Here is a 25936-nt window from a genome sequence, read left to right as displayed (position 1 = left end):
CGCCCGCCTCCATAGCGGCTTGCCGTGCCACTTTCCGACAGGCCGCTACGAATGGGCCACGACCTCGCCGGCCATGACCCGAGGAGGGCTGGGGAGCAGGGGGACGAGGCGGTCCCGGACGAAATCCGCCGCCCTGTCTGTCAACTCCTCGGCGCCGGCCGGGTCCTGGAAGACAGCCGCTCTGATTGCCGACCACTACCGACACGCCGGTGGCCGGAGAACTGATGACATGGCGCTGCTGGCCATCACCCATGTACCCAACAACCCATGACCGATGAGCGGCCGCTAGACGAAGAGTGGCTGTGCCAGATCCGTGCCAGAACGGTTGGCCATCTGCGGTCTATCTCGGTCACTCCAGGGCAGCCTTGGACCGACCGAGAGGGCGTTTCCGCAGCTCAAGTGCCCTGTCCGGGCCTCTACGGCCGGTGATTCCCAAGCTCAGAGCGCGAGTTCGATTCTCGTCACCCGCTCCATACAAAAGCCCCAGGCCATCGGCCGGGGGCTTTCTTGTTGTCCAGACCGGTCCAAGCGTCGTGCACCACCTCCGCACCACCTTTTTCTCGGACGACTGTCCTGCTCGAACCATCGTGTCCTTGAGCGTCGCCCCCGAGCGCGTGGCGAGCGTGTGCCCGGTGTGACGAAGGTCGTAGAAGCGAAAGCTGTCGGGCATGCCCACCGTCCGTCGCGCCTTGCGCCACTTCCGCCCAAAGGATGAGCGGCGGAACGGCGCTCCTTGCCAGGCCACACCTACAGGCGGCGCCCGAGAAACCCGGCACCTGCCGCATACGCCGGGCGGTCACGGGTCTCTCCCGCGCGCCTGACGCGGTGGCCTCGCTGTGGCTGCTTGTTTGGGTCGTTCCGCGAATCCGGAGCAGAGGCCCCTCGAGGCGCCTGCGACGCAGTGTAGCTAATCTATTACATAATGCGACATTCTCGTCTGTGCTGGTCAGGAGTACCCGCATGACACACACCGGTCCGCGCGTGGTGAACCGTCTGCCCCGTCGCAGTGTGCTGCGCATTCCGGCTGCGGTCGGCGGGCTCACCGCCGGCGGTCTCCTCGGCGCTCCTGCGTGCGGGGTGGTCCCTCTGGGTGGGGACACCGATTCGCGCCTGCCGAAGCCGTTCGTATCGAGGACCGGTCCGCCGGAACCGGCGAAGCCGTTCGTATCGAGGGTCGGTCCGCCGGATCCGGGGAAGGCGAGGGAAATTCGGGCTGAGTTCCTCCACGCCTGGAAGGGCTACCAGCGGCACGCGTGGGGACACGACGAGCTGCTGCCGGTCTCGGGAGGATTCCGGGAGTTCTTCTCCGACCGATACTCGGTGGGCCTGTCCATCATCGAGGCGCTGGACACCCACTACGTCATGGAGCTGGACGACGAGATCGCGCGGTGCCTGGAGTGGATCACGGCCCGCCTGGACTTCGATCTCGACGCCGAGTTCCCGGTCTTCGAGGCGATCATCCGGCTGGTGGGCGGCCTGCTGGCCGGCTACCTCGCTACCGGCGAGCAGGACCTGCTCACCATGTGCGTCGATCTGGCGGACCGGCTACTCCCGGCCTTCACCCGCTCCCCCACCGGCATGCCCTACCGGCACGTCAATCTGCGTACCGGCGCTGTCACTGGCAGCACCGTTCCGCTGGCGGAGATCGGCACCAACATCCTCGAGTTCGGCGTGCTGTCCCAACTCTCGGGCGATTCACGGTACTTCCAGGCATCCAAGCGGGCCCTTGAAGCGGTGGTGACACGCCGTTCCTCGCTCGACCTGCTTGGTACGACCCTGAACGTGGAAACCGGAGCATGGGCCGATCGTGTGGATATCGCCCTCAACCCACCAGCGGATTCCTTCTATGAGTACCTGTGGGGCGGCTGGGCGATGTTCGGCGACTGGGACTGCCTGCGCTGGTTCCAGATGTTCGATGCTTCGTTGAAGAAGCACCTGGCCGAGCGCGTGGGCGGTCTGCTGTGGTTCAAGCAGGCCGCCTTCCGTACTGGCGCCCTCATGGGCCGGCGCCAGTACTCGCTCGCGGTCAACGTCCTGGCCGTCGGCGGGGACAACCCCCTGGCGGAGGAGTACTACCGTTCCTGGACCGCTGTGCAGGAGAAGTACACCGTGATTCCGGAGGAGATCGACTACATCCACCTCACCGTCCTCACGCCTGACAATATGCTGCGCCCCGAGTACGCCAACTGTGCCTTCGATCTGTACTGGCAGACCGGCGACCCGTTCTACCGGGCCACAGCATGGAGCTACTTCCAGAACCTGAAGAAACACCACCGGGTGCCCGGCGGCTACACCGTCATCACCGACATGACCAAGCGCCCCATGGTTAAAGGTGACTACTGCCCGGCTTACGTCTTCGCCGAGAACTTCAAATGGCTCTATCTGACCTTCGCCGACGCCCCGCGGTTCGACTACACGAGCGGTTACCTCAGCACCGAAGCGAAGATCCTCCGCGGTCTCCAACCCCCCCTGCCCCCAAGAGGAAAGTAGTTCTCCGGAGCGGGGGCGAGCAGCCTCCTCCCGGCATAGGGGCCGCGCCGCGAGGGGGACCGTACCGCTGCCCTTCCTCGCCCCGCCGCGCGGGTCACCCGGTCCGCACGTACACGTCGCCGCGAACGGCCGCCGAGGCGGGCGTCGTTCAGTTCGGGAACTGACCTATATGGCTTCCAACGTGTCTACGGTCGTGTAAGTGGCGACTGGCCAGAGCTGCGAAGCCGCAGGTCACCCGAGCGATCGCCCCACCACGCTCCTAAAGCGGGTGCCGCAGGTTCGAATCCTGCCGGGCATCAGGGGGAAGGCCCCGGACCGATCATGGTCCGAGGCCTTCAGGCGGTGGGGCTGCCGTTGACGACCGCTTTGCCACGTGCCTTACGCGTGGTGGGTCAGGCCGGGGTGTCGGTGTCCTGCGCGGAGGCCGCGAACGCCTCGGGGCCCTGCTCCGCCGCTGCCGGGTCCATCCACATGACTTGCCAGCCGTGGCCGTCGAGGTCGTAGAAGCTGCGTGAGTACATGAAGCCATAGTCCTCGGCGCCATCCGCCTCGGAGCCGCCCGCCGCGAGTGCAGCGGCGCTGACCGTGTCGACCTCATCGCGGGACGACACGCTGAAGCAGTACAACGCCAGCGTGTGCGTGGTGGGATCGGCCATCGGCAGTTTCGCGAACTCCGCGAACTTCTCGCGGCTGAGCAGCATGACGAACGCGTGCTCGCCGACCAGCATGCAGGCGGCGGACTCGTCGGTGAACATCGGGTTGAAGCCGAACCCGAGCTTGGCGAAGAACGCCTTGCTGCGCTCGAGGTCCGCCACAGGGATGTTCACGAACAGCGTGCGGCCCGGGTGTGAGGGATTCGTCATGGTGGGTCTCCAGTCGGTGACTCGATGGCGTACGTACTGGTAGACCGGCCCGGCCGGCGGAACTCATCGCTGTATCTTCGCCGGCTACCCGGACAACGGACGCCGTCGCATGGATTCGCCCACCGCGTCGGGTTGCCTCCGAGGCAAGGCGATCAGTCACTGGCGCGGACGAGTGTCCAACCGCATGACAACGCCGACGAGCACTTTCGTGGGACCGTCGGGTTCTCCGGCGGTCCGTTTCGTTTCTCGGATCGGTGATGGGCAGGCCGATGACCCGGCTGTCGCGTCAATGTGCGCCGGGTTCCACGGACCCGGTGCTCATGCCGTCAGCGTGCTCGCGACCACTGACCACGCCCGTGGCGGCCCAGTAGCGTCCATCCGGACCCGCGCCGGGCGCGCGGCGACCACCGGCGGGTGCTGGGCGGTGCTGAGGTTCCCGGAAGGAAACGGCTGGCCCCGGGCGCCCGCCGAAAGCCCGGCCGACGCCGGGGCGGCGAAAGGGTTGGTGTGCGGTGCCGACGGAACCGGGTAACGTCTTTGTCATGTTCTTCCAGACGCCGGTTTACGAGTGAGAGCGTGACGGGCCCCTGCTGACGTCCTTCGACGTCGCGGCGCCCGTCCCCCACCGATGAATCCGTAGATCACTTCACATCATTCCGGGAGAACCCATGACCGTCAGCAAGAACATCAACAACCCCGTGGGCATGGGCGGCGGCCAGCGCAAGAGGCTGTCCCGCGCCGAACGGCAGAATAATGGTCCGCACCGCAACCTCGACCGCAAGGGTGCCGCCGACCGGAGGGCGGAGCTGGTGCGCAAGATGCGCGAGAAGGCAGGCGCAGCCGAGGGCGCCGGGCAGACGGGCGACGACACCGCACAGAGCTGACGCACCGCCGCCGCAGGGCGGCACCGCACGGCAGGGCCCGGACCGCAACGCACGGTCCGGGCCCTGCTGCCGTACCGGGTGCGGCCGGTCCCGCTCAGCTCTCGGCCGACGACCCGCGTCTCAGCCGACACCCGGGGGCGGGCGTGCCACTACGCGCCAGTCAGGACGGTGAACAGCGGTCAGCAGAGGCCGCCGGCGGACAGTGCCGATCGACCTGTACACGCCGAATCGATCATCTAGGGCGCTCCTCGCCAGATCGTCAGGTCGCCCTGGAGGAAGCCGAGATCCGGCATCGCGGTCGACTTCGTCGTGATCACGAACAGCGCGATGTCCCCCGAGGGGCCCTTGATGCAGATTTCGCTCCCGTTCGGCACACCGGCAAGCGACTGGGGCGTCCGCATGAAGGAGCAGGGTGGGCCCCCAAGCCGGGTCCTATGGGCGAGCTGCTGATGAAGAGCCGAGCGCACCACTGCGGCCGAGGTATGAGAGTCCCGGAAAATACTGGTCAGCCGTTGCCCGCCCCCGGTTATCCTTCCTCGTCCTGAACAGGCCAGGGAGGTCCCCCCACCATGAGCAGCACCACGTCGTCCTTTCCCGAGCGGATCGAGCTCTCGGGGGAGGGACTCGTCCTCCGCGACTGGACGGAGGCGGACCTGGCGGCGATGCCGGCGCTGTTTGACCACCCCGATATCGCGTACTGGACACCGATCGTCTCCCCCTTCGACGAAGCGGCCGCCCGCGCACGGCTGGACCGAGACCGGCAGCTGCGGGCGGAGGGCACGACCATCCTGCTCGCCGTCACCGTCGACGGCGGCGCACCGCTCGGCGAGGTGATGCTGCGGCGTGCCCCCGAGGGCACGGAAATCGGCTACGCGATCGGCCCGGCTCACCGCGGCCGGGGGCTGGCGGCGCGGGCGGTGCGGGTGATGGCCTCGTACGCCTTCGAGGAGCTGGGCGCGGGGCAGGTGATCCTGGAGCTGGAGGCCGAGAACGCCGCCAGCGTGGCCGTGGCCACCAAGGCGGGCTTCCGACTGCTCGACGTGCCGCTGATCACGGGTGAGGAGAAGGGGCGACCCTACGCCTTGCAGACGTGGGGTCTGAACCGCCCCTGACCCTCTGCCTCCTCCAGGCTGTCACGGGGACAACGGCGGCTGACGTCAATGGTGACACCAACAGGAACGAAGATCGCTACGCCCAGAGGCCGGAACGTGGCCGCCCAGCCGTTCCTGATCACCTGAAACTGGTCGGGAGTTGCGATGACCACCTTGTTCACGCCACCCCGCCGGCGGGCCGGGTCTTGTTGTCAGTGCGGGCGAGCCTCACTCACCGCACGGGGAAGCCGAAGGAGTACCCCTGCTGCTTCAGCCAGGGCAGGATCTCGCGCAGAGCGGCCAAGGTCTGAGAGCGATCCCCTCCCGCGTCGTGGAAGAGGACGGTCGGCCCGTTGGAGATCTCGCGCTTGACGGTGGCGACCATGGTGTCCACACCGGGACGCTCGAAGTCTTTGGTGTCGACGTTCCAGCCCAACGGTCGCATCCCCCGGGACGCGGCGAGCTGTCGGCTGTACGGAGTGAAAGCACCGCCCGGGGCGCGGTAATACTGCGGCCGGACACCCCCGGACGCCTTGATGATCATGCGTTCGGCATCCAGGATCTGCTGGGACTGGTAGGCCTCGGACCGGGTGTCCATCGTGGTGTCGTGCGAGACAGTGTGGTCGCACAGTCGATGCCCGTCTGCCACGACCGCCTTGACCAGGTCAGGGTGTGCCTGGGCCTGCGTGCCCACCATGCAGAACGTGGCCTTCACACCGCTGTCCTTCAGCAGTTGCAGCACCTGCGGCGTCCAGACCGGGTCCGGTCCGTCGTCGATGGTGATGTTGACGCCCCGGGCGCCGCGATCCGAGGCGTGGGCGATGTCCGCCGCCACCTTGGCCACGGTCCGTTCTTGGGGTCGGGCGTCCGGCACTGAGACACGCGCTTGCGGCTGCCGCCCTCCGGCGGTGTCGGCCTGCGCGGTCCACACCGAGGTGGCAGCGGCCACCACTGTCACCCCGAGCGCCGCCGCGAGAAGTCGGCCGTTCCATCCCCTTCCCTTGTGCCTTGCCATGTCCGCCCGCCCCTTTGTTGTCTCCGCCGATGCCGTGCGCCCATGAAGACACATGAACGCCCTTACGAGATCCCTCGGTTACCGATCACGGACAAATCTGCAGGGGGCTGGCGACAAACGCAGGGGTTTCACGACAGGTGCGGCGGCGCAACGACCTCGACAAGGTGCCGACGAGGGCGGCGGACGCGGATCCGTACGGATTCCGGCGGAGGCACACACGCTCCGTCGAATGGCCCGGCGCGCCGGAATCACAGTCCTGCACCCTCATCGAAACCGAAGCGTCGGCGGTTCGTGCCCGCCAAGCGACTGACCTCCGTGGCGGGTCGAGGATCCACCTTCCGGGCAGCTGAAATGCTTCGACCATGACTCCCAGGTCAGGCACTGGCGAAAGTCCCGCAACGGCGCGGCTCGTCCTGTGGACCCTTGCGGCCGGCCAGTTCCTGATGGCGCTCGACAGCTCCGTCATGAACGTCTCGATCGCCACGGTGGCCGAGGACGTGGGCACGACCGTGACCGGAGTCCAGGGCGCGATCACGGCCTACACGCTCGTGATGGCGATGTTCATGATTCCCGGCGGCAAGGTCGGGGCGCTGATCGGCCGCAGGCGCGCGTTCATGATCGGCTGCTGCATCTACGGCTGCGGCTCCCTCACCACGGCGCTCGCCCCGAGCATGCCCGTGCTGCTGATCGGCTGGTCATTCCTGGAGGGCGTCGGGGCGGCGCTCATCCTGCCCGCGATCGTGGCCCTCGTGGCCGGCAACTTCGCCGCTGAACGACGTCCCGCCGCCTACGGACTCGTCGCGGCCGCGGGTGCCGTCGCGATCGCACTCGGGCCGCTCATCGGGGGCCTCGCTACGACGTACTTCTCCTGGCGATGGGTGTTCGCCGGTGAGGTCCTGGTGGTGCTCGGCATCCTGGTCCTCGCCCGCCGCATCGCCGACGTGACAAGCGACGAACGGCCGCACATCGATCTCACGGGCACCGTGCTGTCCGCCCTCGGGCTCGGGATCTTCGTCTACGGCGTGCTCCGCTCGGGCGAATGGGGCTGGTTCCGGCCGAAGCCCGACGCGCCTTCGTGGCTCGGAGTCTCGCTGGTCCTGTGGCTGATGCTGGCGGGCCTGCTTCTGATCTGGATCTTCCTCCGCTGGGAAGCCCGCCTCGTGAAACACCGCGGGGAGCCGCTCGTCGACCCGGCTCTGCTGCGGAACAGGCAGCTCACCGGCGGCCTCACCATGTTCTTCTTCCAATACCTCGTCCAGATGGGCGTGTTCTTCGTCGTACCGCTCTATCTGTCGGTCGCTCTGGGCCTGTCGGCGCTCGCGACCGGCGCACGACTCCTGCCGCTCTCTCTGACACTGCTGGCGGCCGCGACCCTGATCCCACGCTTCTTCCCGGACGTCTCACCGAGGCGGGTGGTGCGGCTCGGGGTCCTCGCGTTGCTCGCCGGCGCGGTGGTCCTGATGGCCGCACTCGACGCGGGCGCCGGGGCGGAAGTGGTCACCGTCCCCCTCCTGCTGATCGGGGCCGGCATGGGCGCGCTGGCGTCCCAGCTCGGTTCTGTCACCGTCTCCGCAGTGCCGGACGAGCAGAGCGCGGAGGTCGGCGGCATCCAGAACGCCGTCACCAACCTCGGCTCCTCGATCGGTACGGCACTCGCCGGATCGATCCTGATCGCCGCGCTCACGACCTCGTTCCTGACCAGCATCGAGCAGAATCCGGCGATCCCGGCCGAGGTCAAGAGCCAGGCGGCCGTCGAACTCGGGAGCGGTGTGACCTTCCTGTCGGACGCCCAGCTCAAGACCGCTCTCGACAAAGCGGGCATGAGCGAGGATGTGGCCCGGGCCGCGATGGAGGCGAACGCCGCGGCCAGGCTGGACGGCCTGCGCGCCGCGGTCGCCATCCTTGCGCTCGCCGCCGTTCTGGCGCTGTTCTTCACCTCACGCATCCCGACGACCCAGCCCCGCTCGACGTAGGCGGGACGGCATGGGTGTCGGCGCCTGGTGCGCTGGGCAGCCCGATACGACCATCGCTGACCGATCCGGCCGAAGCTGCGGATCACAAGTGCCCGTGCCACAACCGCGCCACGTCGAGCAGGGACTCACGGGGAATCCCGGCCGGCGGGGCTCCGACCACCGGACGCCGAAGCCGTCATCCCGCAGGACAGACCCCAACTCGCCCTGCCTCGGCCCTCAGGCAGCTGTCGGTCGTTCTGCGAGGCAGGCGAAGCAACCGGACAGGCAGCGCCCACCTTGTGACCAACAGGACTTCTGAGGCTCCTGTGACGATCACTGAAGCTCCAGCGCTTAGCTAGTGAGGCTCGACGGCCTCACCAAGCACCACATTTCATCCGATTCAACCCTCGGCAGCACACATGTCGCGTGTTTGATCGACCAAGATCGAAATACTCCCTTGGGGGAACCTTGACGAGAAGTGCCATGCCGAAACGCATACTGGCCCGGGCCGTGGGCGTTGTCGCGGCAATGACTGTTGCGCTCACGGCTGCACCGCTGGTGGGCACTGCGCAGGCCTACGGTGCGGCGTCGGGATCGCTGAGCTTCAGCGGCGAACCGGGCGAGCCCATTTCAGGCGGTCAGTCCTATGGGTACACGGCTGGAGCGGTCCAGCTGTTCGATGTCCAGGGCAGCAGGGACGAGAACAGCCTCACCGTCGCGGTCGATGCGGACCAGGGCACGCTCTGGCGTCTCATCGTCGCCGCCCCCGATGGCCAGAAGCTGACTGAAGGAACCACGTACACCGGGGCGAAGCAATGGCCCTACGCCCAACCCGCGGATCCGGAACTGGTGTTCAGCGGGATCGACAACGGGACCGAGAAAGGGTGCAACACCAACTCCGGCTCCTTCACCATCGAGCACATCGCCTTCGGCCCTTACGGCTACGTTCACGAACTCGACGCCACCTTCGAGCAGTACTGCAACGGATCGACGGTGCCTCTGCGCGGTGAGGTCCATGCGGTCATGCCCGAACCTCCGGTTGTGCTCACCATGGGGATGAACACCGACCCGAGTGGCACGGTGGACGTCCGGGATCACCAGATCACCGTCGGTGGCACCGTGACGTGCAACAAGCCTGCGAGTGTCTCGCTCACTGGGCAGGTCTTCCAGATCCAGAAGAAGGCGACGCCGGGCGCGACCTATGGAACAACTGTGGCCTGCACCCCGGGTGCGCCCGTCCCATGGTCCGTCAGCCTCACCAGCCAGGAACCTGGCACCTCGTTCCAGCCCGGCACCGCAACGATGCGCAGCAAGGCCCGAGCGGATGACCGGGACTACGGGGTGACTGTCGACAGCGGACAGCAGGAGTCAGAGGTCACTCTTTCCAAGGCCTGACCCCGGACCTCGGCCGCAAGATCGGCTGACGTCACTGGTCGACAGCAACGGGCGTCGGCAACAGCCCCGTCGGATCGCGTATCCGGGCGGACCGGTGGGCCGGCACGAGCCGGCTCGATCGCGGGTGGCGAACGAGCCCCAGCGATCTGACGGAGATGAGGCCCCACTGCTGAGCCGCCAGACGGGCGGTGCGCAGGGCGCTGCGCACCGCCCCGTCCCAGCCCGTCCCGGCCGACGGCGACGTGGCCTCCGGCTTCTCATCATCCGCTCCATGACGAAACCCCGGGCCCGCTGCCGGGGGCTTTGTCGTTGCCTCGACCCGTTCAGGCGCCGCGCGCCACCTTCGGGGGCAGTGCTCAGCACACCGCCCGGTGCAACACGATTCAAACCGGTTCGGGTTGCGATTCCGGTCGCCGCGTTGGTGCGGTCCTCGGTTCCCACGGTGCGACGGTCCTTACGTAGCCGTAGATCACTGAGGTCATCACCAGCATGAGCAGCGGCCCGAACACCCATGGATGCTTCGCCATCTCCAACGGCAGATAGCGATAGGACACCAGGAGCGCAGCGAAGACGGTTGCGCCGTAAGCGACCAGCTGGATCCCTGATCGATCCCAGCCGCGGTCGTAGGAGCGCAGGGCTGCCTCGATCGTGAGCGTGAACACCACGCCGGCGATGAGATCCGCGCCGTAGTGGTAGCCGAATCCCAGCGTTGCGCTGAGCGTGGCAATCAGCCAGAACGTGCCTGCGAATCGCAGAACCCGTGGGCCCTTCCGGGAATGGATGAAGATCGCGGTGGCCCACGCCGTGTGCAGGCTGGGCATGCAGTTCCGTGGGGTGATCCCGTCGAATGGCATGTGATGCGGGGTATGGATCGGCGGCGGTGTCTCCGGCCACAGGTCGGCCACCGCCCATTGCCCGCTGGGCGGCGTCTGCGACCACAGGCTGACCGCCGCCCAGTGCTCGGCGCCGGTGCCGTAGGCGAAGATCGGTCCGACCACCGGGAAGATCATGTAGATGGCCGGCCCGAGGAGGCCGATCACCAGAAAGGTGCGCACCAGATGATGGCCGGGGAAGCGGCGCTCGACCGCCACGTTGCGCAGTTGATACAGCGCGACGATGACCGCGGCCACCGCGAGCTGACCGTAGACGATGTCGAGAAAATTGAAGCCGATCGCGCCGGTGGCCGTGACAATCCGGCCCACCAGCCACGACGGGTTGCCCAGCGCGTGATCGGCGGTGGCCACGTACTGGTCGAGCACCGTTGGGCGCGCCTTGGAGGTGATGAGCAGCCAGGTGTCGCCGGTCTTGCGGCCGGCCACCAGCAACAGGCCCAGCCCGACGCCCTTCAGCAGCAGGACACGCTCCTGGCCCGTACGGCGAGTGACTGCGATGACCGCACAGCCCAGAATCACCCACAACGCGCCATTGCCGAAGGGGTGGCCGTCGGTCACCTTGGCGTCGACCGCCCATCGGACCACGAAGAAGGCGATGTCGATGCCGATCGCGGCACCAGCCGCGATGAACCGTTGCCGCCAGGTGAGCACCACCATCATCAACGCCATACCGGCGTACAGCAGGAAGCCCGATTTGGGAGCGAATATCAACTCGCGCACCTGGTTGGCGATCGGCCCCGGCAGGCCGTAGCCACGTGCGGCGAACTCCAGCGCGATGAGGAATCCGAGGGCCGCGACACCCGCCAGGGCCCAGAGTCTTGCCCGCGGTTGACGCCACACGGAGAACGCGATTCTGTAGTTTACTCGCGAAAACGCCTGCGATGATATCTTTTTCAATTTTCGGCCGATTTTCTATATTTGGTCACATGTAAAGATTGATTTCGCGCACCACCCCCGGTCGGGCTGCTTTCTGCCTTACGGAGTGCAGTCCGCCCGACGGCGGAAGACGGAGGATCACGGTCCGGGTTCGGTCGACCCTGCTCATGCAGCAGGCGGCGATGCGATCCCGCGCCCTGCCGATGCCGCAGGTCAGCGCGGCTTTCATCACTCCACGGTCAGTGATGCCCCGGCCCGGAGCGTGCGTTCGGTCCTCGTCATCCGCTCCACGAGAAAGCTCCGGGCCGAGCGCCTGGGGCTTTCGTCATCCGGGGTTATCGATATGCGCTAAATACGATCGCGAATCCCCGGGCAGTCCTGGCCGACTGGAATACCGACGCGGAAGGAGCTCCGCTACGGGTTGAAGTCCCCCGGATTGATCACCGCGGCGCCGGTGCGTCGAAGGTGCTTCGTATGGCGGCCGGCCACGGTCCAGCCGTCGGCCGGTACGGTGGCGGCGACAAGGGCGTCCGGCGCGTCGACGCTCGTTCCGGTGGCCTTGGGTGCTTGGTGAACGGCAAGGGACGCTGCCGCCTTTCGCTCCCTGATCAGCGCGCGGCGGTCCCGGTGTTTCCGGGAAGGAGTCCCGGACATCACGGATGGCCCGCAGCGGGTGCGCCGTCGCCGCAGGCCCGGACGGGCGCGGTATGTCTCCAGGTGCAGTGGTCATGTTCATCCCCCTTCGCCACACGTAGGCTGCCATTTCCTGCAGATTAAAGGCACCCGTCACCTCCATGAACATGGGCACCGCCGGGGCCGCCTCGGGCGGAGAGCCCCACCACTGCCGTCCCTTGTCGTGGCTTCCGTGGTGCGGCCGATCTCAGCCGGGCGCCCACCACCACGACACGGCCCGCCTAGGATCGGGACCATGGCCCTGACGAAGAGCGACGTGGAGCGGTTCGAGGCCTTCAGGCCCCGTCTGGAGGCCATCGCCTACCGCCTCCTCGGTTCCGCGAGCGAGGCGGAGGACGCCGTGCAGGAGACGTTCCTGCGCTGGCAGGCCACCGACGTCGAGCGCGTCGAGGTCCCCGAGGCCTGGCTGACGAAGGTCCTCACCAACCTGTGCCTCAACCAGCTCGGTTCGGCCCGCGCGCGGCGCGAGACCTATGTGGGCCAGTGGCTTCCCGAGCCGCTGCTCGCCGGGGATCCGATGCTCGGCCCCGCCGACACCGCCGAGCAGCGCGAGTCGGTCTCGTACGCGGTCCTCACGCTCATGGAGCGTCTCTCGCCCAATGAGCGGGCGGTGTACGTGCTGCGGGAGGCCTTCGACTACCCGCACCGGGAGATCGCCGCGGTCCTCGACATCACCCAGGCGGCCAGCCAGCAGATCTTCCACCGCGCCAAGAAGCGCGTCGCGGACGGCAAGGCCCGCACCGAGATCGACGAGGCCGCCGCCCGGCGGATCGTCGAGGAGTTCCTCGTGGCCGCCACAAGCGGCCGGACCGAGCCGCTCGTACGGCTGCTCACCGAGGACGCCATCGCGATCGGCGACGGCGGCGGCAAGGTCCCGGCCCGCGCCAAGGCGTTCGAGGGTGCCGTCGCGGTCGCGACGTTCATGCGGGGCCTGTTCAAGCCCAGCAAGGCCAAGCGCGCCATCGCGGGCGGCTCACCCGAGGTCTACATCACGACCGCCAACGGCGACCCCGCCGTCGTGGCGGTCGTCGACGGCCGAGTCGTCGGCGTCATGTGCCTGGAGGTCACCGCGGAGGGCATCGCCGCGTTCCGCAACCAGGTCAACCCCGACAAGCTGGAACGCGTGACCGAGCAGTGGGCAGCCGCCGACCACGGGGAACCCCTGCTCAACGCCTTCTGATATCGACGTGAGGCGCGTCACATCCCACTCCTGTCAGGAAACGGCGGGCCGCCCGGTTCAAGTGGCGAACCCGCGCGAGACAGGAGATAGGAAATGCAGCACCGCATCGTCGTCCTCGGAGCCGGATACGCCGGAGCCATCGCCGCCGGGCGCCTCGCCAGGCGGCTGCACCGCGAGGATGTCACCATCACCCTCGTCAACGCCGAGCCCGACTTCGTCGAGCGCGTCCGGATGCACCAGCTGGCGGTCGGCCAGGACCTCAAGTCCCGGCCCTTCAGCGAGATGTTCGCGGATACCGGAGTCGAACTGAAGCTCGCGAAGGTCACCGGCGTCGAGGTCGACCGCAAGACCGTCGCCGTCATGGACGCCAAGGGCACCGAGGAGCTGGAGTACGACACTCTCGTGTACGCCCTCGGCAGCGGCTGGAACAACCAGGGCGTCCCCGGCACCACCGAACACGCCCACCAGATCGCCGGCCGCCCCGGAGCGCTCCGGCTGCGTGAGCGCCTGGCGGGCCTGGAGACCGGACAGCCCGTGGTCGTCGTCGGCGGCGGCCTCACCGGTGTGGAGGCCGCGACCGAGATCGCCGAAGCCCGCCCCGACCTCGACGTCGCTCTCGCCGCACGCGGCGGCCTCGGCGACTGGCTCGCGCCCAAGGGCAGCCGTCATCTGCGGAAGGTCTTCGACAAGCTCGGCATCACCGTGCACGAGCACGCCGCCGTCACCGGCGTCGAGGCCGACCGCGTCACCACCGCCGACGGCAAGGCCATCCCGGCCGAGGTCACCGTGTGGGCCACCGGCTTCGCGGTCCACACGATCGCGGAGGCCACCGCCCTGGAGGTCACCGACACAGGCCAGATCGTGGTCGACGGGACCATGCGCTCGGTCTCGCACCCGGACGTGTACGCCATCGGCGACGCGGCCATGGTGACAGGACCGGGCGACAAGCCGCTGCGGATGTCGTGCGCTTCGGGCACCCCCACCGCGTGGCAGGCCGCGGACGCCATCGCGGCGCGCCTGACCGGCGGGAAGCTCCCGAACGTGCCGCTCCGCTACTTCAACCAGTGCATCTCGCTGGGCCGCAGGGAAGGCCTGATCCAGTACGTCACCGCCGACGACCGCGCCGTCCGGGCGGCCCTGACCGGGCGCATCGCCGCCCGGTACAAGGAGCTGGTCTGCAAGGGCGCGGCCTGGGGCGTGGCCAACCCGACGCTCGGGATGCCGATCCGGCGCCGCCGCGTCGTGCGCGAGCAGGCCCAGGGTGGCCCGGCCGTCAAGGCGCCGGCCTGATCCGCAGAGCAATGTGGGCACCCATGCCGCTGTGCGGATTCCCGAGCTCGGAGCCTGCGCATCGCAGAGCTGATGGAGCGACAGCATGCCGAGGGGGTGCGGTGTCCGAGGGCCGAGAGCGTCCGTCCTCTCGCGGACACCGCACGCGCAGGAATCGGGGGCACGGCGTCCGTGCCGGTCCGGGCCCCTTGGGCGCGGACCGGCACACACGGGCCGGTCGGTCCCGTCAGTGGCTGTGGCCGCCGCCGTGGTCATCGGCCCGGACGATCGTCCACGGGCGCATCAGGTCGTCGTCTTCGTGCTCGAGGAGGTGGCAGTGGTGGATGTACTTCGCCGGGAGCGTGGCGCCGCTGTGCGGAATCGACGCGATCTCATCCGTCGGCGGGACGAATTCCTGAATGATGTCCCGTAGCGAAATACCGGCAGAGCCGGCACCTCGGCCGTACGAGCCCGCTTCCGGCATCAGCGACTGACATCAATGGATGAGGCCGGCGCCGGCCGGGCCGAACCTCGGCCCGGCGGACGGCGCGGAGCGCACCGTCCACCGGCGCTCCATCCCAGCCCTTGCCTCACCTATCGAGATTCGATAGATTCCCATCGTAAGTCGATGGAAGGATGGGCCGTGGGAAAGCTGACAGTGCGTGCGCTGCGCGCCGTACTCGTGGTGGTGCTGACCGGCACCGTGTTCGTACAGGCAGGGATGGTGTGGGTCCTGATCAGCGGGAACGACCCGGAGGACGGGTCGCTCCCGCTGACCTCGTTCCGCGTGATCACGATCCTGGGCATGGTGTCGGCCCAGGTCGCCGGGGTCTGCGTATGGCGGCTGGTGACGATGGTGCGACGCGGAACCGTGTTCTCCCACGCCGCCTTCCGGTACGTGGACGCCGTGATCGGCGCGATCGTGGCGGTTGCCCTCCTGTGGTTCGCGGTCACGGGCATCAATGCGCCGGGCCAGCGGGAGGACCCGGGCGTCACCGTCATCATGGGCGGGATCGGCCTGGCCATCCTGGGGGTCGCACTCATCGTGCTCGTGCTGCGGATGCTGCTCGCACAGGCCGTCGCGCGCGACGTCGAAGCGACGCAGATGCAGGCCGAGCTGGACGACGTGATCTGATGCCGATCTCCGTCGACATCGACGTGATGCTGGCCCGGCGGAAGATGTCCGTGGGCGAGCTCGCGGACCGCGTAGGGATCACGCCCGCCAACCTGGCGGTACTCAAGAACGGCCGTGCCAAGGCGGTGCGCTTCGCGACGCTCGCCGCGCTCTGCGAGGTGCTCAAGTGCCAGCCGGGCGACCTGCTGCGCTGGGAGGCCGAGGACGCCGCGGACGAATGATGCGGCCCAGGGCGGGCGTGAAAACGCCCGGCACCACCGGCCCGTGGCACGGCACGTGGACCGCATCGACGTGGATCGCCGAGACGTCGTCGACGGCCCCGGAACGCGGCCCGGTCCACACGGGCGTGGAACCAGGCCCGTCACCCGGGCGGGGCCGCGATGAGCGGCGCCGCCCGGGTACCGGGGCCGAGGGGGTTACTTCAGCCCGAAAGCGCGGGTGATGCTCTGCGTCACGCTGTTGCCCTGCTTGTCGTGCGCGGAGACGCGCAGGGTGGCGTACGCGGTGTGGGCAGGGGCGTGGAGCGTGGTCTCCCAGCCGTCACCGCGGTGGGTGAGGGTTGCCTTCTGCCAGGTGGTGCCGTCGTCGTAGGAGACGTCGAGGGTGAGGTTGTTGATCGTCTTGGAGCTCGGTCCCCCGGGGATGTGGGAGGGAGTGACCACGAGTCCGGCGTTCCGGCGCGCCTTGCCGGCGGTGTCGGTGTCGACCGTGTAGTCGAGCTGGATCAGCGGCAGGACCGCGGCCACGCCGGGTTTGCCGGCCGCGGAGGTGAATCCCCACTCGGTCCGGGTGCTGGTGGAGTACGGGTTGGTCCAGAAGCCCCGGGAATTCTCCGAGACGAGCCGGTAGGGAAGACGCTCGGGACTGAGTCCGGCGAACCGTACCCAGTCGGAGTAGAACTGGGTCAGGAGCGTGTCTCCCTGGTACAGCGTCACCGTGTTGCTGACTTGGAAGTTGTCCAAGGTGTAGCCCACGTGGTCGCCACCGGAGTCGCCCCAGCCCGGGATCTCGGCGAGGATCTCGTCGCCGGTCCTCTCCTGCGTCCCTGTCTGGTTGTCGAAGCGGGGACGCTGGATCGGACCGAACCAGTGAAGGTCACTGGTGGTGCCGGCCTTGTAGCGCACCACCGAGGACGACTGCTGGATTTCACCGGGGATCTCGGCCCGGTCCCTCCACTGGATGTCCGTGTCGGCGGAGACCCAGTCGGTGCGCTCGCCCTGGGCCGGAGTCTCATGAAGGTAGGGGGAGCCCACCGTGAATCCCTGCCAGATGTCCGAGCGGTATTCGGCCGCCCTGTCCGGCCGGTAGTTGCGGAAGGAGACGTCGACGCGGGCCAGGTCGTTCTTCTCCGGCCGGTAGGTCGGGTCGGCGGGTACCGCGCCGTCGTAGTGACGGACGAGGTCGTAGAGGTAGTCGGTGACGCGACTGGAGACCAGGCTCAGCGGGGTCCTGGCATGTTGGATCCGGGTGATCAGCTCCTCGCCCTCGTCCCGGGTGAGGGTCGCCACCGAGACAGGCGGAGCGGGCCAGAAGGCCTGAGGACTGCGGTACCAGGGATCCAGCCTGCCCACCCCGTCGTTGACGACCAGCAGCAGCCGTGCACCGGCCTGTACGGCCGCGTCCGTCTGCTGCTCCAACGGGACCGCATCGTTGCGGCGCACCACGGCGATCTTGCCCTGGGCCCGCAGCCCGGCATAGTCGGCCGGGGCGCCCTGCCCGGCGAAGACCGTGTCGAGGGTCATCCGACCCTCGGGAAGCGGTGTCGAGCCCCGCTGCACCCTCAGGTCGTCGAAGCTCCGTTCGCCGGAGGCCACCGTCAGTGCGGGCTCCTCCTTGCGCCAGCGCGCGCTGAAGAAGAAGTCACCCTTGGTGACCTTCTTGCCGGTGGGCAGCGCCCACATGCTGTCGTACTCGAGCGCGGAGGAGCCCAGGCTGCTCAGCGCGTAGTGGTCGGAATCGAAGGTCCGGTAGATGTCCATGTGAGCCAGGGAGTCGGTGGTCTCCTTGGGAACGGCGGCCTTGACCTGCCGGGCGGCCGAGGCGTCCAGGACGACCGCACGATCCCGGTCCAGGACGACCTCGGGAGCGCTCAGAATGGCTTTGCCCAGGGAGTGCGGGCCGTGCGTGCCCTGCACATCGGCGCTGAGCCACACGGAGTACGTGCCGACCGGCATCCGCAAGGCGGTCGTGCCCGATTCATCGAGCATGTACTCCTGGGAGAGGTTCTCTCCCAGCACCGTGATCTGCCCGGAGAGCGGCTTGCCGCCGCGGTCCTTGGCGGTGACCGAGAGGGCGTAGCGCTCGGCCTCCTTGCCGACCCCGACGAGGGTGCGGGCGAGGACCTTTCCGTCGGAGCCGGAGGCGTTGATCACGCCGCTGAAGTGGCTGTCCAGGGGGGCTTTGTCCAGGTCGGCCGTGAGCGTGACCTTGCCGGTGCCGTGCGCGGGCACGGTGACTCGCGTGGCGGACAGGGTGAACAGTCCCTCAGGCGCGTCCTGCACGTTCAACGCCAGGCTGAGCGTGACCGGGGCGTCGGCGGTGTTGGTGTAGGTCACCTCCTTGTCGTTCTTCTCACCGGACCGGTGTGGCCACAGGTCGTAGCCGGAGTAGGCGCTGCCCGTCGCGAACACCGTGTCCCGCACAGCGGCCGCGACGTCCAGGCGGCCGGCCCCGGCCTCATAGGGGGTGTACTGCGGGGTGGCCTTGGTGGAGCTGATCAGGGCGTCCTTGAGCTGCTGTCCGGTCCAGTCCGGATGCCGTGCGGCCAGCAGCGCGGCGGCCCCCGCGACGTGCGGGGTGGCCATCGAGGTGCCGCTCATCGTCCGGTAGCTGCCCTCGCCCTCGGAGAGGTGCGAACGTGCCGCAAGCACGTCGACTCCCGGTGCGGTGAGCTCCGGCTTGAGCCCGTAGTCGCCCGAGCGCGGGCCCTGGCTGGAGAAGGTGGCGAGCTGGTCGGAGGTGTCCACGGCGCCGACGGTGAGCGCGGCGTCCGCGGCGCCCGGCGAGCCGACGGTGGACGGGGCGCCGCTGTTGCCCGCCGCGATGACGAAGAGCGCACCGGTCTCCGCGCTGAGCCTGTTGACGGCCTGGCTCATCGGGTCGTCGCCGCTGGTCGGGGCACCTCCGAGACTCATGTTGACGATCTTGGCGTGCTGGTCGCGGGCGGCCCACTCCATGCCCGCCAGGATCCATGACTCCTTGCCCTGGCCGGCGCAACCCAAGACGTCGCACACCGTGCCGAGCACCTTGCCGATGTGCAGCGCGGCGCCGGGGGCGACGCCCTTCTCCTTTCCGCCCGAGGCGGCGCCGGTGCCGGCGATGGTGGAGGCGACGTGCGTGCCATGGCCTATGTAGTCGTCGAAGACGCCCTCGTCGGGCACGAAGCTGGCGGAACCGGCGATGCGGTCCGCCAGGTCCGGGTGGCCGGCGTCCACGCCGGTATCCAGCACGGCGACGTCGACGCCCTTACCGGTGTCGCCTGCCGCCCATACCTCCGGGGCGCCGATCTGCGCGGTGGTGTCGGCCAGAGCGGCCTTGACCTTCCCGTCCAGCCAGACCTTGGCGATGCCGTGGGTGAAGGAGGGCTGGGCCCCGCCGGCGGCGCGTGCGGCACTTCGCGCGCCGGCCCCTCCGGTGAGCCCGGACCAGAAGTCGGCCGCATGGTCGCGGCTCTCGGTCAGCGCGGCGCCCTGGATGCTGCTGAGAGTGCGGGTCTTCGTGGCCCCGGCGGGAAGCGCTTGGGTGCGGGCACGGGCGGCACTGTCGGTATAGCTGACGAGCAGAGGGAGATGGTCGGTGTGCGCGTCGTCGTAGCCGTCGGCGAGGAGCTGCGTGACATTGAACAGATTCTTGTCGAGGAGCCCGGCGGAGACGTACGGCAGGACGGAGCCGGGGTAGACGTAGATGTCCTTTCCGGCCCTGTTGACTTCGAAGTCGATGGCTTCACCGTGCGGCCCCTTGACCTCCCTGGTCTCGGTGCCGTCGGCGGCGGTCGTGGTGGTGACGGTGTCCCCGGTGACCAGGGTGACGGTGCGCAGCGAGCCGGGTCGGGCGCCGGCGGCATCCGATACGTTCGTCGCTCCGGGCGCGGGGGCCGACGCGGTGGCGAGTGACGGCGGGACGACCGTCAGCATCGCCAGGGCAGACCCGAGAGCTATCAGCTTCGATCTGCGGCGAAATGGGGTGGGCAAAGGAAACTCCTGTGAAAAAGGGGGAATGAAACGCCAAAGAACATCAAGAGGCGTTCGAAAGGGCGAGGTTGTAGGTTTTCGGCCCGAACGGGCCGATCAACTGCCCTGATGGGCACCGTGTCGTAGGCGGTGCTGCCGGTGGCGCCGATATGCAGCCACGGGCCGTGCGAAGCCCTGCAGCCTGCCGAGACGGTCACCGACTCGGTGACGTTGTCGGTGCGCGGGAAGCCGGGCCCGTCCGCTCACGCGAAGTGCGCATGCGGAAGGGGCGATCTCAGCCCTGCCGTTGGCGGGGACGGTCCCGGAGGTCGTCGTCTCCGGTGTCGTTCCGCTCTCGAACCCACTGTTGCTCACCACAGATGCGACCAACGGCGGCGGGGACCATCGTTTTGAGCAGGTGACGTTCACCTCCTTGTATTGCGGGCGCGGCACGGTGTTCGTGGCAGACATGTCGGGTGAAGGGACGGATCGGCGGGGGATCTGACGGCCGGCGCTGTGGACCGGTCGTGGGGGCTCCGGGCTCGCGCGGCGGGTTGATGTGGACGATCAGAGTTAAGGCTTGTGGCCGGGAGATGTACAGATAAGACTCGTGTCCGATATCGCCAGTTGGCGGATCGCGCCATCGGTGGCCGACGCCCGCCGGCGGAGACGACGGAGGAAGTCCGGTGCTCGGTGCCCTGGGGATCAGCGAGTTCGACGAGCGGGTCTACCACGCCTATCTGGCCGAGCCGGACCGGACTGCGCGGGAGATCGCCGAACACCTGGGCACCACGCCCAGCCGGATACAGCACGCGGTGGCGCGGCTGGTGGAACTGGGCGTGCTGCGAAGAGAACGGCACGGCCAGTACCGGCCGGTCAGCCCACGGACCGCGTTGAGCGCACTGCTCGCCGGCCGCCGGGCCGATACCGAGGCGGCGTTCACCGCGGTGTGGGACACGATCGATGACCTGGCGAGCGAGTACCGCGTCAAGCGGCTGCAGGAGGATCCGACCGGGCTGGTTGAGGTGATCACCGGTGAGGAGGCGGTCACCCTACGGGTGGCCGAGCTGACCCAATCGATTCGCACCCACTTCTGGGTGCTGGACCGGCCCCCGTACCTGGGCCCGTACAGCAACGAGTTGGAGGAGGCCTTCACGATGGACCTGCTGGGCCGCGGCGCCGACATACGGTCCGTCTACACCCCGGAGGCGCTGGAGCAGCCCGGCCGATTCGAGCTGATCACCCGCCTCGCCCGGCGCGGCGAACAGGCCCGGCTCCTGCCGGCCCTGCCGTTCAGACTGCGGATCATGGACCGTCGTGTCGCACTGGTCGCCCTGGTCGGCGGACGGTACGACAGAATCGCCGTCGTCCATCAATCGGGTCTGCTCGACGCACTCCTCGAGTTGTTCGACGTCTACTGGCAGCGAGCACAACCCCTCGTCTCGTCGCCCCCGGAGACCCCCGACCAGCCGAGCACGGAAGATCTCCTGCTCCTGAGAATGTTGCAAGCCGGCTACAAGGACCAGGCCATCGCCCGGCAACTGGGAACGAGCGCGCGCACCGTGACCCGCCGGATAGCCGCGATCGCGTCCAGGCTCGGCCTCGAGACCCGCTTCCAGCTGGGCACGGAGGCCGCCAAGCGAGGCTGGATCTGAAGGTCGGGGACCGGCGCGGCGGCGGTCGCTTCGAACCGGGCACGCAGTTCTCCCGCACCCGGCCTCCGGCCTCGTTCACCGCTGGGCATGGTCCGATCAGAGGCTGGCGAGCAGCCTGTCGAGCGGGGCGGGTACGCGGTCGGGATCCAGGGCCTCGACGAGGACGCGGCCGTAGCGGATCTTGCGTCCTTTCTTCGTGCCGAGGAAGCGCCGCACCTGCTGCTGTGAGGTGCGGCCCTGCTGTGCGGGCTGGCGGAGGAAGGTCTGCAGAGCGCGCAGGTCTCCCTCCGCCCGGACGAGTTCCTCCACTCGTGCCACGCCCAGCGCGCGGATGAGCTCGTCCTCCAGGTCCGCCGCGCAGACGAAGAACTCCTGCTGTGCTGCGCCGGCCCGCTCCAAGCCGCGGGCGTAGTACGGACGTTCCGCCTCGTCGCACAGTCCCGTGAGGCGAAGGCCCAGGCCGGGTGGCCCGAGGAGGTGGGCGAAGCGCCCGACGCTCATCGCACCGCCCATCGGCAGGACGCAGACCCCTTCGGCCGCCAGGTCCCGGCCGCGGCTCGCGGCCAGCGCGCCGACCGCTGCGGCGTCGCTCGGCCCTTCGAGCAGGACGACCGTCCGGACGGGCAGCCGCACGGCCAGCTCGCGCGCGGGGTCGCCGGGGCCACCGGCCGCCCACGCGGTGACCACGTCCCGGAATGACCCCATGTCAGCCATGGGACGAGTCTCCGCTCTTTCCGTCCACCACGGTAGGGAATTTCCGCAGCGCGTCGATCGGCGGCGAGCAGTCGGAGTCATCCGTTGCCGGGCCTCGGATGTTGCGTTCCGTCGAGACGGGAGGAGCATGGGAGATGGGATATTCCGGAGTCGGGTGACGAAGCGACCGATCGGGAGAGATTCCTATGAGCACCAGGGGAGAGGCAGAAATCCCGGTCGCCGGAGCGTCCGCAGGGATGCGCTGGACCGAGGCGCAGATCCCGGCTGCTCTCGGCCACCGGGCCGCCTTCGGCATCGGTACCGAGATGCCTCATCCCTGCCGGGAACGGGCGGCGATTTCGCGTCACCGCGTCTCAGCCACGGCCGGCGGTGTTCGTGTCGCGGATCCGGGCACGGGCCGGTTCGGTGCCCCCCTCAGCACAGGGCCGAGCGGCAGGGGACCCAGGAGCGGCAGGGGACCCAGGAGATGACCACGGCAGGCTCCTACGACGCGGTCGTGATCGGCGGCGGTCACAACGGGCTCGTGGCGGCCCTGTACCTGGCTCGGGCCGGGTGGTCGGTGGCGGTGCTGGAGCGAAACGCCACGGTGGGTGGTGCCATCGCGAGCGGTGAGGCCACATTGCCGGGATTCGTGCACGACCTGTACTCCACCAACCAGAACCTCTTCCTCGGATCCCGGACGTACGCCGATTTCGGTTCCGACCTGTCACGTCATGGACTGAGGTTCCGCACCACCGACCACCCCTATGCCAACGTCTTCCCGGACGGGCTGAGCATGCGTGTCCACTCCGACTACGAGCGCACCCTCGGGCAGTTGGCGCAGCACGACTCCGGGGATGCCGAGGGCTTCGCAGGCCTCTATCAGCAGTACAGGCAATTCGCGCCGTACCTGTTCGGGCTCTACGGAAGCGCCGTGCCGTCGAGCGCGGCAGTCCGGCAGGTCCTGGACCTCCTGCGCCACCATGGCCTGCGTGGCGCGAGGGAACTCACCCACACGCTGCTGATGAGTACCAGGGAGCTGGGCACGACCTGGTTCGCCACCCGGGAGGCGCAAGCCATGGCGGCCTGCTGGGGCATGCACCTGGACTTCGGCCCGGACGTGGCCGGCGGCGCGATGTTCCCGCTCCTGGAAATGTTCGCCGACATGGAGAACGGCATGTCCGTTGTGGAAGGGGGCGCGCAGCGCCTGCCTCAGGCGCTCGCCGCGGTACTGGCGGAGCTCGGCGGCGAGGTCCGTACCGGTGCCGAGGTGGACCGTGTCCTGTGCTCGAACGGCCGGGCCGTCGGTGTGCGTTGCGTCGACGGCAGCACGCTGACGGCGCGTCGCGCCGTGATCGCGAACGTCGGGCCGCCTGCCCTGTATCAGCGACTGCTGGAATGCGAACAGGTGCCTGCACAGGTACGCCGCGCATCGCGCGGTTACCTGTACGGCCCCGGCACCATGATGCTGCACCTTGCACTTGAAGGACCATTGCCCTGGGCGGCGGGAAGCGGGCTTGCCGACTTCGGGTACGTGCACGTGGCGCCGTACGTCGATGACCTGGCACGTACCTATACCGAGTCCCAGGCCGGGCTCCTGCCCACGGAGCCGCTGCTCATCGTGGGTCAGACGTCCGCGGTGGACCCGACTCGGGCCCCGGCAGGCCACCACGTCGTGTGGATCCAGATCCGTACGATGCCCTCGGTCATCCGCGGAGACGCGGCGGGGGCGATCCCGCACACCGGATGGCCCGAAGCGGTCGAGCCGATGACCGACCGGGTGCTGGCCAAGTTGGAGCAGTACGCGCCGGGTAGCGGGTCACGGATTGTCCGCGCCACCGCCTACACCCCTCAGGACCTTGAATCGGCCGATCCGAACCTTGTCGGCGGTGACAGTGTCGCCGGCAGCCACCACCTCTCCCAGAACTTCTTCTTCCGGCCGATGTCCGGACACAGCGGCTACCGCACGGCGGTCCCCGGCCTGTACCTGACCGGTGCGGCGACATGGCCCGGTGCGGGCAACAACGCCACGTCGGGTCGGCTCACCGCCCGCCAGGTCCTCAAAGACGTCCGTCTGCGCGGTGGATCGTGGGCAGCACGGAAGCGGCGGCATCCGTAGCAGCAGCCGCACCGGGCCGCACGCGTCCGCCCGCGATTCGGTTCGGGCCACGAAGTCCGCGTCGGGGAGCGGACATGGGATCGGCCCCCGACCGAGTCGCCTGGTCGGGGGCCGGTTCCAGCGGTACGGCCTGCGCGGTGGGTGTGGGATCCGAACCCACGGTCACGTCGCCGCCACGACGGTTTCCCAGTTCGCCGGCACCCGTCTCGCGCCGACCGGCTCGGCGGAAGCCGGCCGGTGGCTAGCAGAAGCCGTTGAGGCCCCACCACTCGCCGTCGGTCCGTTCACCACCCGCCAGGAGACCGTTGCTCAGCCCCCGGTAGGTGATCAACCAGCCGAGGTTGCCCGGGTAGCCGTCGATCGCGTACCTGTCGTTCGTCACGCCCGCGAGGTCGGGACGCCCGTCGCCGGAGAAGTCGCCGACCGCGATCAGGTTCGCCATGGTGTTCCACCCGCCCTTGCCGACCAGGACGCGCCCGCCCAGGGCAGAGGCCCGGCCCGGGTAGAGCCACAGCTTGCCGGTGGACGCCTCCCGCGCGTAGAGGTCGGGGCGACCGTCGCCGTCCATGTCGCCGACGCCGACAAGCGCGTTCATGCCGTTCCAGCCGCCCGAACCGATCAGCTTGCGTGAGCCGAGCGTGCCGGTGGAGGTGCCCGGATACAGGTACAGCTTGCCCGTGGACGCCTCGCGGGCGATCAGGTCGGAGCGGCTGTCACCGGTCAGGTCACCGAAGGCGGTGATGTTGCTCATGCCGTTCCAGCCGCCCGCACCGATCAGCTTGCGCGTGCCGAGGGAGCCGGTACCGGTGCCCGGGTAGAGCCACAGCTTGCCGGTGGACGCCTCGCGCGCGATGAGGTCCTCGCGGCCGTCACGGCTGAAGTCACCGTGCCGGGTGAGGGCGTTCATGCCGTTCCAGCCACCCGCACCGATGAGCCGGCCGGTCGCGTCGCCCGGCGTGAACCAGAGCCGTCCGACCTTGTCGCGGACGATCACGTCGGCCTTGCGGTCGCCGTTCATGTCACCGAAGCCCAAGGACTTGGGAGAGGTCTCGGAGAACCAGCGCGGATAGGCGGGCTGGCTGCACTCGCGCTCGGTGCGGACGAACTTGATCGAGCTGATCGTCGCGGTCGGCTCACCGCTGTAGCCGGTGGACGGGCCGGCGGGATCCTCCGGGAAGTAAGTGCCCCACGGCACGTAGTTCTTGTCGTTGTAAAGGCAGGCGATCGACTGTGTACGGTTGACGTGCGAGCGGAGCTTGTTGTCCCAGCTGCCGAGGTCCGCGACGCTCTTGTTCGTCTTGTACATCGAACCGTTGGCGCTCTCGCCCGTCCAGCCGCACCAGTAACCGGTCGGGCAGCCGTACTCGTCCGCGGCCGCTGGAGCGGCGTTCACGGCGTTCAGGCCGGTACCGGCGAGCACGAGGCCGGCGAGCGTCGCCACCCCCCGCATGAAACGGTTCCGCATGTGCTGTGTTCCCCTCCCCTTGATGTGCGTCGGCGCCTTGTCCCGTCAGCACGTCGGGGGTCCCGGCCGTTGCTGCGGGTCTGCGGCTGCCGGCCGACG

Annotated in this window: 20 protein-coding genes and 1 pseudogene; 11 read left to right on the top strand and 10 right to left on the bottom strand. The window is 68.6% G+C overall.

Annotated elements, in window-relative coordinates; genetic code table 11:
- Positions 1–556: 556 nt before the first annotated feature.
- Positions 557–736 (bottom strand): annotated as a pseudogene (locus LRD69_RS16985) (site-specific integrase); the annotation flags it as partial.
- Positions 737–960: 224 nt separating this feature from the next.
- Between LRD69_RS16985 and LRD69_RS16980 the strand changes: the two are divergent.
- Complete coding sequence (locus LRD69_RS16980) at positions 961–2490, top strand: glycoside hydrolase family 47 protein (protein ID WP_277327418.1); 1530 nt, start codon at positions 961–963, stop codon at positions 2488–2490.
- Between the two features lie 392 nt (positions 2491–2882).
- Here the strand turns inward: LRD69_RS16980 and LRD69_RS16975 are convergent, their stop codons facing one another.
- A complete protein-coding gene (locus tag LRD69_RS16975) occupies positions 2883–3353 on the bottom strand; it encodes a VOC family protein (RefSeq protein WP_277327417.1) in 471 nt (156 codons plus the stop codon).
- Positions 3354–4021: 668 nt separating this feature from the next.
- Here LRD69_RS16975 and LRD69_RS16970 point away from each other — a divergent pair.
- On the top strand, positions 4022–4237 hold the full coding sequence (locus LRD69_RS16970; RefSeq protein WP_277327416.1) for a DUF6243 family protein: 216 nt from the start codon (positions 4022–4024) through the stop codon (positions 4235–4237).
- Positions 4238–4473: 236 nt separating this feature from the next.
- Here the strand turns inward: LRD69_RS16970 and LRD69_RS16965 are convergent, their stop codons facing one another.
- The gene (locus LRD69_RS16965) at positions 4474–4638 is read right to left on the bottom strand and encodes a hypothetical protein (RefSeq protein ID WP_277329926.1); all 165 of its coding nucleotides are present in this window, start codon (positions 4636–4638) and stop codon (positions 4474–4476) included.
- Positions 4639–4806: 168 nt separating this feature from the next.
- Between LRD69_RS16965 and LRD69_RS16960 the strand changes: the two genes are divergently transcribed.
- Complete coding sequence (locus LRD69_RS16960; protein ID WP_277327415.1) at positions 4807–5349, top strand: GNAT family N-acetyltransferase; 543 nt, start codon at positions 4807–4809, stop codon at positions 5347–5349.
- Positions 5350–5560: 211 nt separating this feature from the next.
- Here the strand turns inward: LRD69_RS16960 and LRD69_RS16955 are convergent, their stop codons facing one another.
- Complete coding sequence (locus LRD69_RS16955) at positions 5561–6343, bottom strand: polysaccharide deacetylase family protein (protein WP_277327414.1); 783 nt, start codon at positions 6341–6343, stop codon at positions 5561–5563.
- A gap of 362 nt (positions 6344–6705) precedes the next feature.
- Between LRD69_RS16955 and LRD69_RS16950 the strand changes: the two genes are divergently transcribed.
- Together LRD69_RS16950 and LRD69_RS16945 are read left to right on the top strand one after the other, a co-directional pair.
- The gene (locus LRD69_RS16950; RefSeq protein ID WP_277327413.1) at positions 6706–8316 is read left to right on the top strand and encodes an MFS transporter; all 1611 of its coding nucleotides are present in this window, start codon (positions 6706–6708) and stop codon (positions 8314–8316) included.
- 489 nt (positions 8317–8805) lie between these two features.
- A complete protein-coding gene (locus LRD69_RS16945) occupies positions 8806–9690 on the top strand; it encodes a hypothetical protein (RefSeq protein WP_277327412.1) in 885 nt (294 codons plus the stop codon).
- A gap of 383 nt (positions 9691–10073) precedes the next feature.
- Here LRD69_RS16945 and LRD69_RS16940 read toward each other — a convergent pair whose 3' ends face one another.
- Both LRD69_RS16940 and LRD69_RS16935 read right to left on the bottom strand, forming a co-directional pair.
- Positions 10074–11423 (bottom strand): phosphatase PAP2 family protein, encoded by a 1350-nt coding sequence (locus LRD69_RS16940; protein ID WP_277327411.1) that lies wholly within the window; start codon positions 11421–11423, stop codon positions 10074–10076.
- A 450-nt stretch (positions 11424–11873) separates the two neighbouring features.
- Positions 11874–12113 carry a hypothetical protein gene (locus LRD69_RS16935; protein ID WP_277327410.1) on the bottom strand — a complete coding sequence of 80 codons (240 nt, stop codon included), beginning with the start codon at positions 12111–12113 and terminating at the stop codon, positions 11874–11876.
- 274 nt (positions 12114–12387) lie between these two features.
- Here LRD69_RS16935 and LRD69_RS16930 point away from each other — a divergent pair, with 274 nt between their 5' ends.
- Positions 12388–13332, top strand: a complete 945-nt coding sequence (locus LRD69_RS16930) for an RNA polymerase sigma-70 factor (RefSeq protein WP_277327409.1) — start codon at positions 12388–12390, stop codon at positions 13330–13332.
- Between the two features lie 93 nt (positions 13333–13425).
- A complete protein-coding gene (locus LRD69_RS16925; RefSeq protein ID WP_277327408.1) occupies positions 13426–14622 on the top strand; it encodes an FAD-dependent oxidoreductase in 1197 nt (398 codons plus the stop codon).
- Between the two features lie 226 nt (positions 14623–14848).
- Here LRD69_RS16925 and LRD69_RS16920 read toward each other — a convergent pair whose 3' ends face one another.
- Positions 14849–15085 (bottom strand): hypothetical protein, encoded by a 237-nt coding sequence (locus LRD69_RS16920; protein ID WP_277327407.1) that lies wholly within the window; start codon positions 15083–15085, stop codon positions 14849–14851.
- Between the two features lie 159 nt (positions 15086–15244).
- On the opposite strand from LRD69_RS16920, the gene LRD69_RS16915 reads away from it, so the two are divergent.
- Entirely contained in the window at positions 15245–15736 is a 492-nt protein-coding gene (locus tag LRD69_RS16915; protein ID WP_277327406.1) for a DUF2975 domain-containing protein, read from the top strand.
- On the top strand, positions 15736–15957 hold the full coding sequence (locus LRD69_RS16910; protein WP_277327405.1) for a helix-turn-helix transcriptional regulator: 222 nt from the start codon (positions 15736–15738) through the stop codon (positions 15955–15957). Before LRD69_RS16915 ends, LRD69_RS16910 begins: the two co-directional genes overlap by 1 nt.
- Positions 15958–16152: 195 nt before the next feature.
- Here the strand turns inward: LRD69_RS16910 and LRD69_RS16905 are convergent, their stop codons facing one another.
- On the bottom strand, positions 16153–19926 hold the full coding sequence (locus tag LRD69_RS16905; protein ID WP_277327404.1) for a S8 family serine peptidase: 3774 nt from the start codon (positions 19924–19926) through the stop codon (positions 16153–16155).
- A 665-nt stretch (positions 19927–20591) separates the two neighbouring features.
- Between LRD69_RS16905 and LRD69_RS16900 the strand changes: the two genes are divergently transcribed.
- Positions 20592–21560 carry a winged helix-turn-helix transcriptional regulator gene (locus LRD69_RS16900; protein ID WP_277327403.1) on the top strand — a complete coding sequence of 323 codons (969 nt, stop codon included), beginning with the start codon at positions 20592–20594 and terminating at the stop codon, positions 21558–21560.
- A gap of 96 nt (positions 21561–21656) precedes the next feature.
- Here LRD69_RS16900 and LRD69_RS16895 read toward each other — a convergent pair whose 3' ends face one another.
- Positions 21657–22274 carry a TOPRIM nucleotidyl transferase/hydrolase domain-containing protein gene (locus tag LRD69_RS16895; RefSeq protein ID WP_277327402.1) on the bottom strand — a complete coding sequence of 206 codons (618 nt, stop codon included), beginning with the start codon at positions 22272–22274 and terminating at the stop codon, positions 21657–21659.
- Between the two features lie 466 nt (positions 22275–22740).
- Here LRD69_RS16895 and LRD69_RS16890 point away from each other — a divergent pair, with 466 nt between their 5' ends.
- Entirely contained in the window at positions 22741–24372 is a 1632-nt protein-coding gene (locus LRD69_RS16890) for an NAD(P)/FAD-dependent oxidoreductase (RefSeq protein ID WP_277327401.1), read from the top strand.
- 241 nt (positions 24373–24613) lie between these two features.
- Here LRD69_RS16890 and LRD69_RS16885 read toward each other — a convergent pair whose 3' ends face one another.
- Positions 24614–25837 (bottom strand): FG-GAP-like repeat-containing protein, encoded by a 1224-nt coding sequence (locus LRD69_RS16885; protein WP_277327400.1) that lies wholly within the window; start codon positions 25835–25837, stop codon positions 24614–24616.
- Positions 25838–25936 lie beyond the last annotated feature (99 nt).

Source organism: Streptomyces sp. JH14 (assembly GCF_029428675.1).
GTDB lineage: Bacteria > Actinomycetota > Actinomycetes > Streptomycetales > Streptomycetaceae > Streptomyces.
The sequence above is the reverse complement of the archived record's forward strand: the minus strand, read 5'-3'. Positions and strand labels throughout refer to the sequence as shown.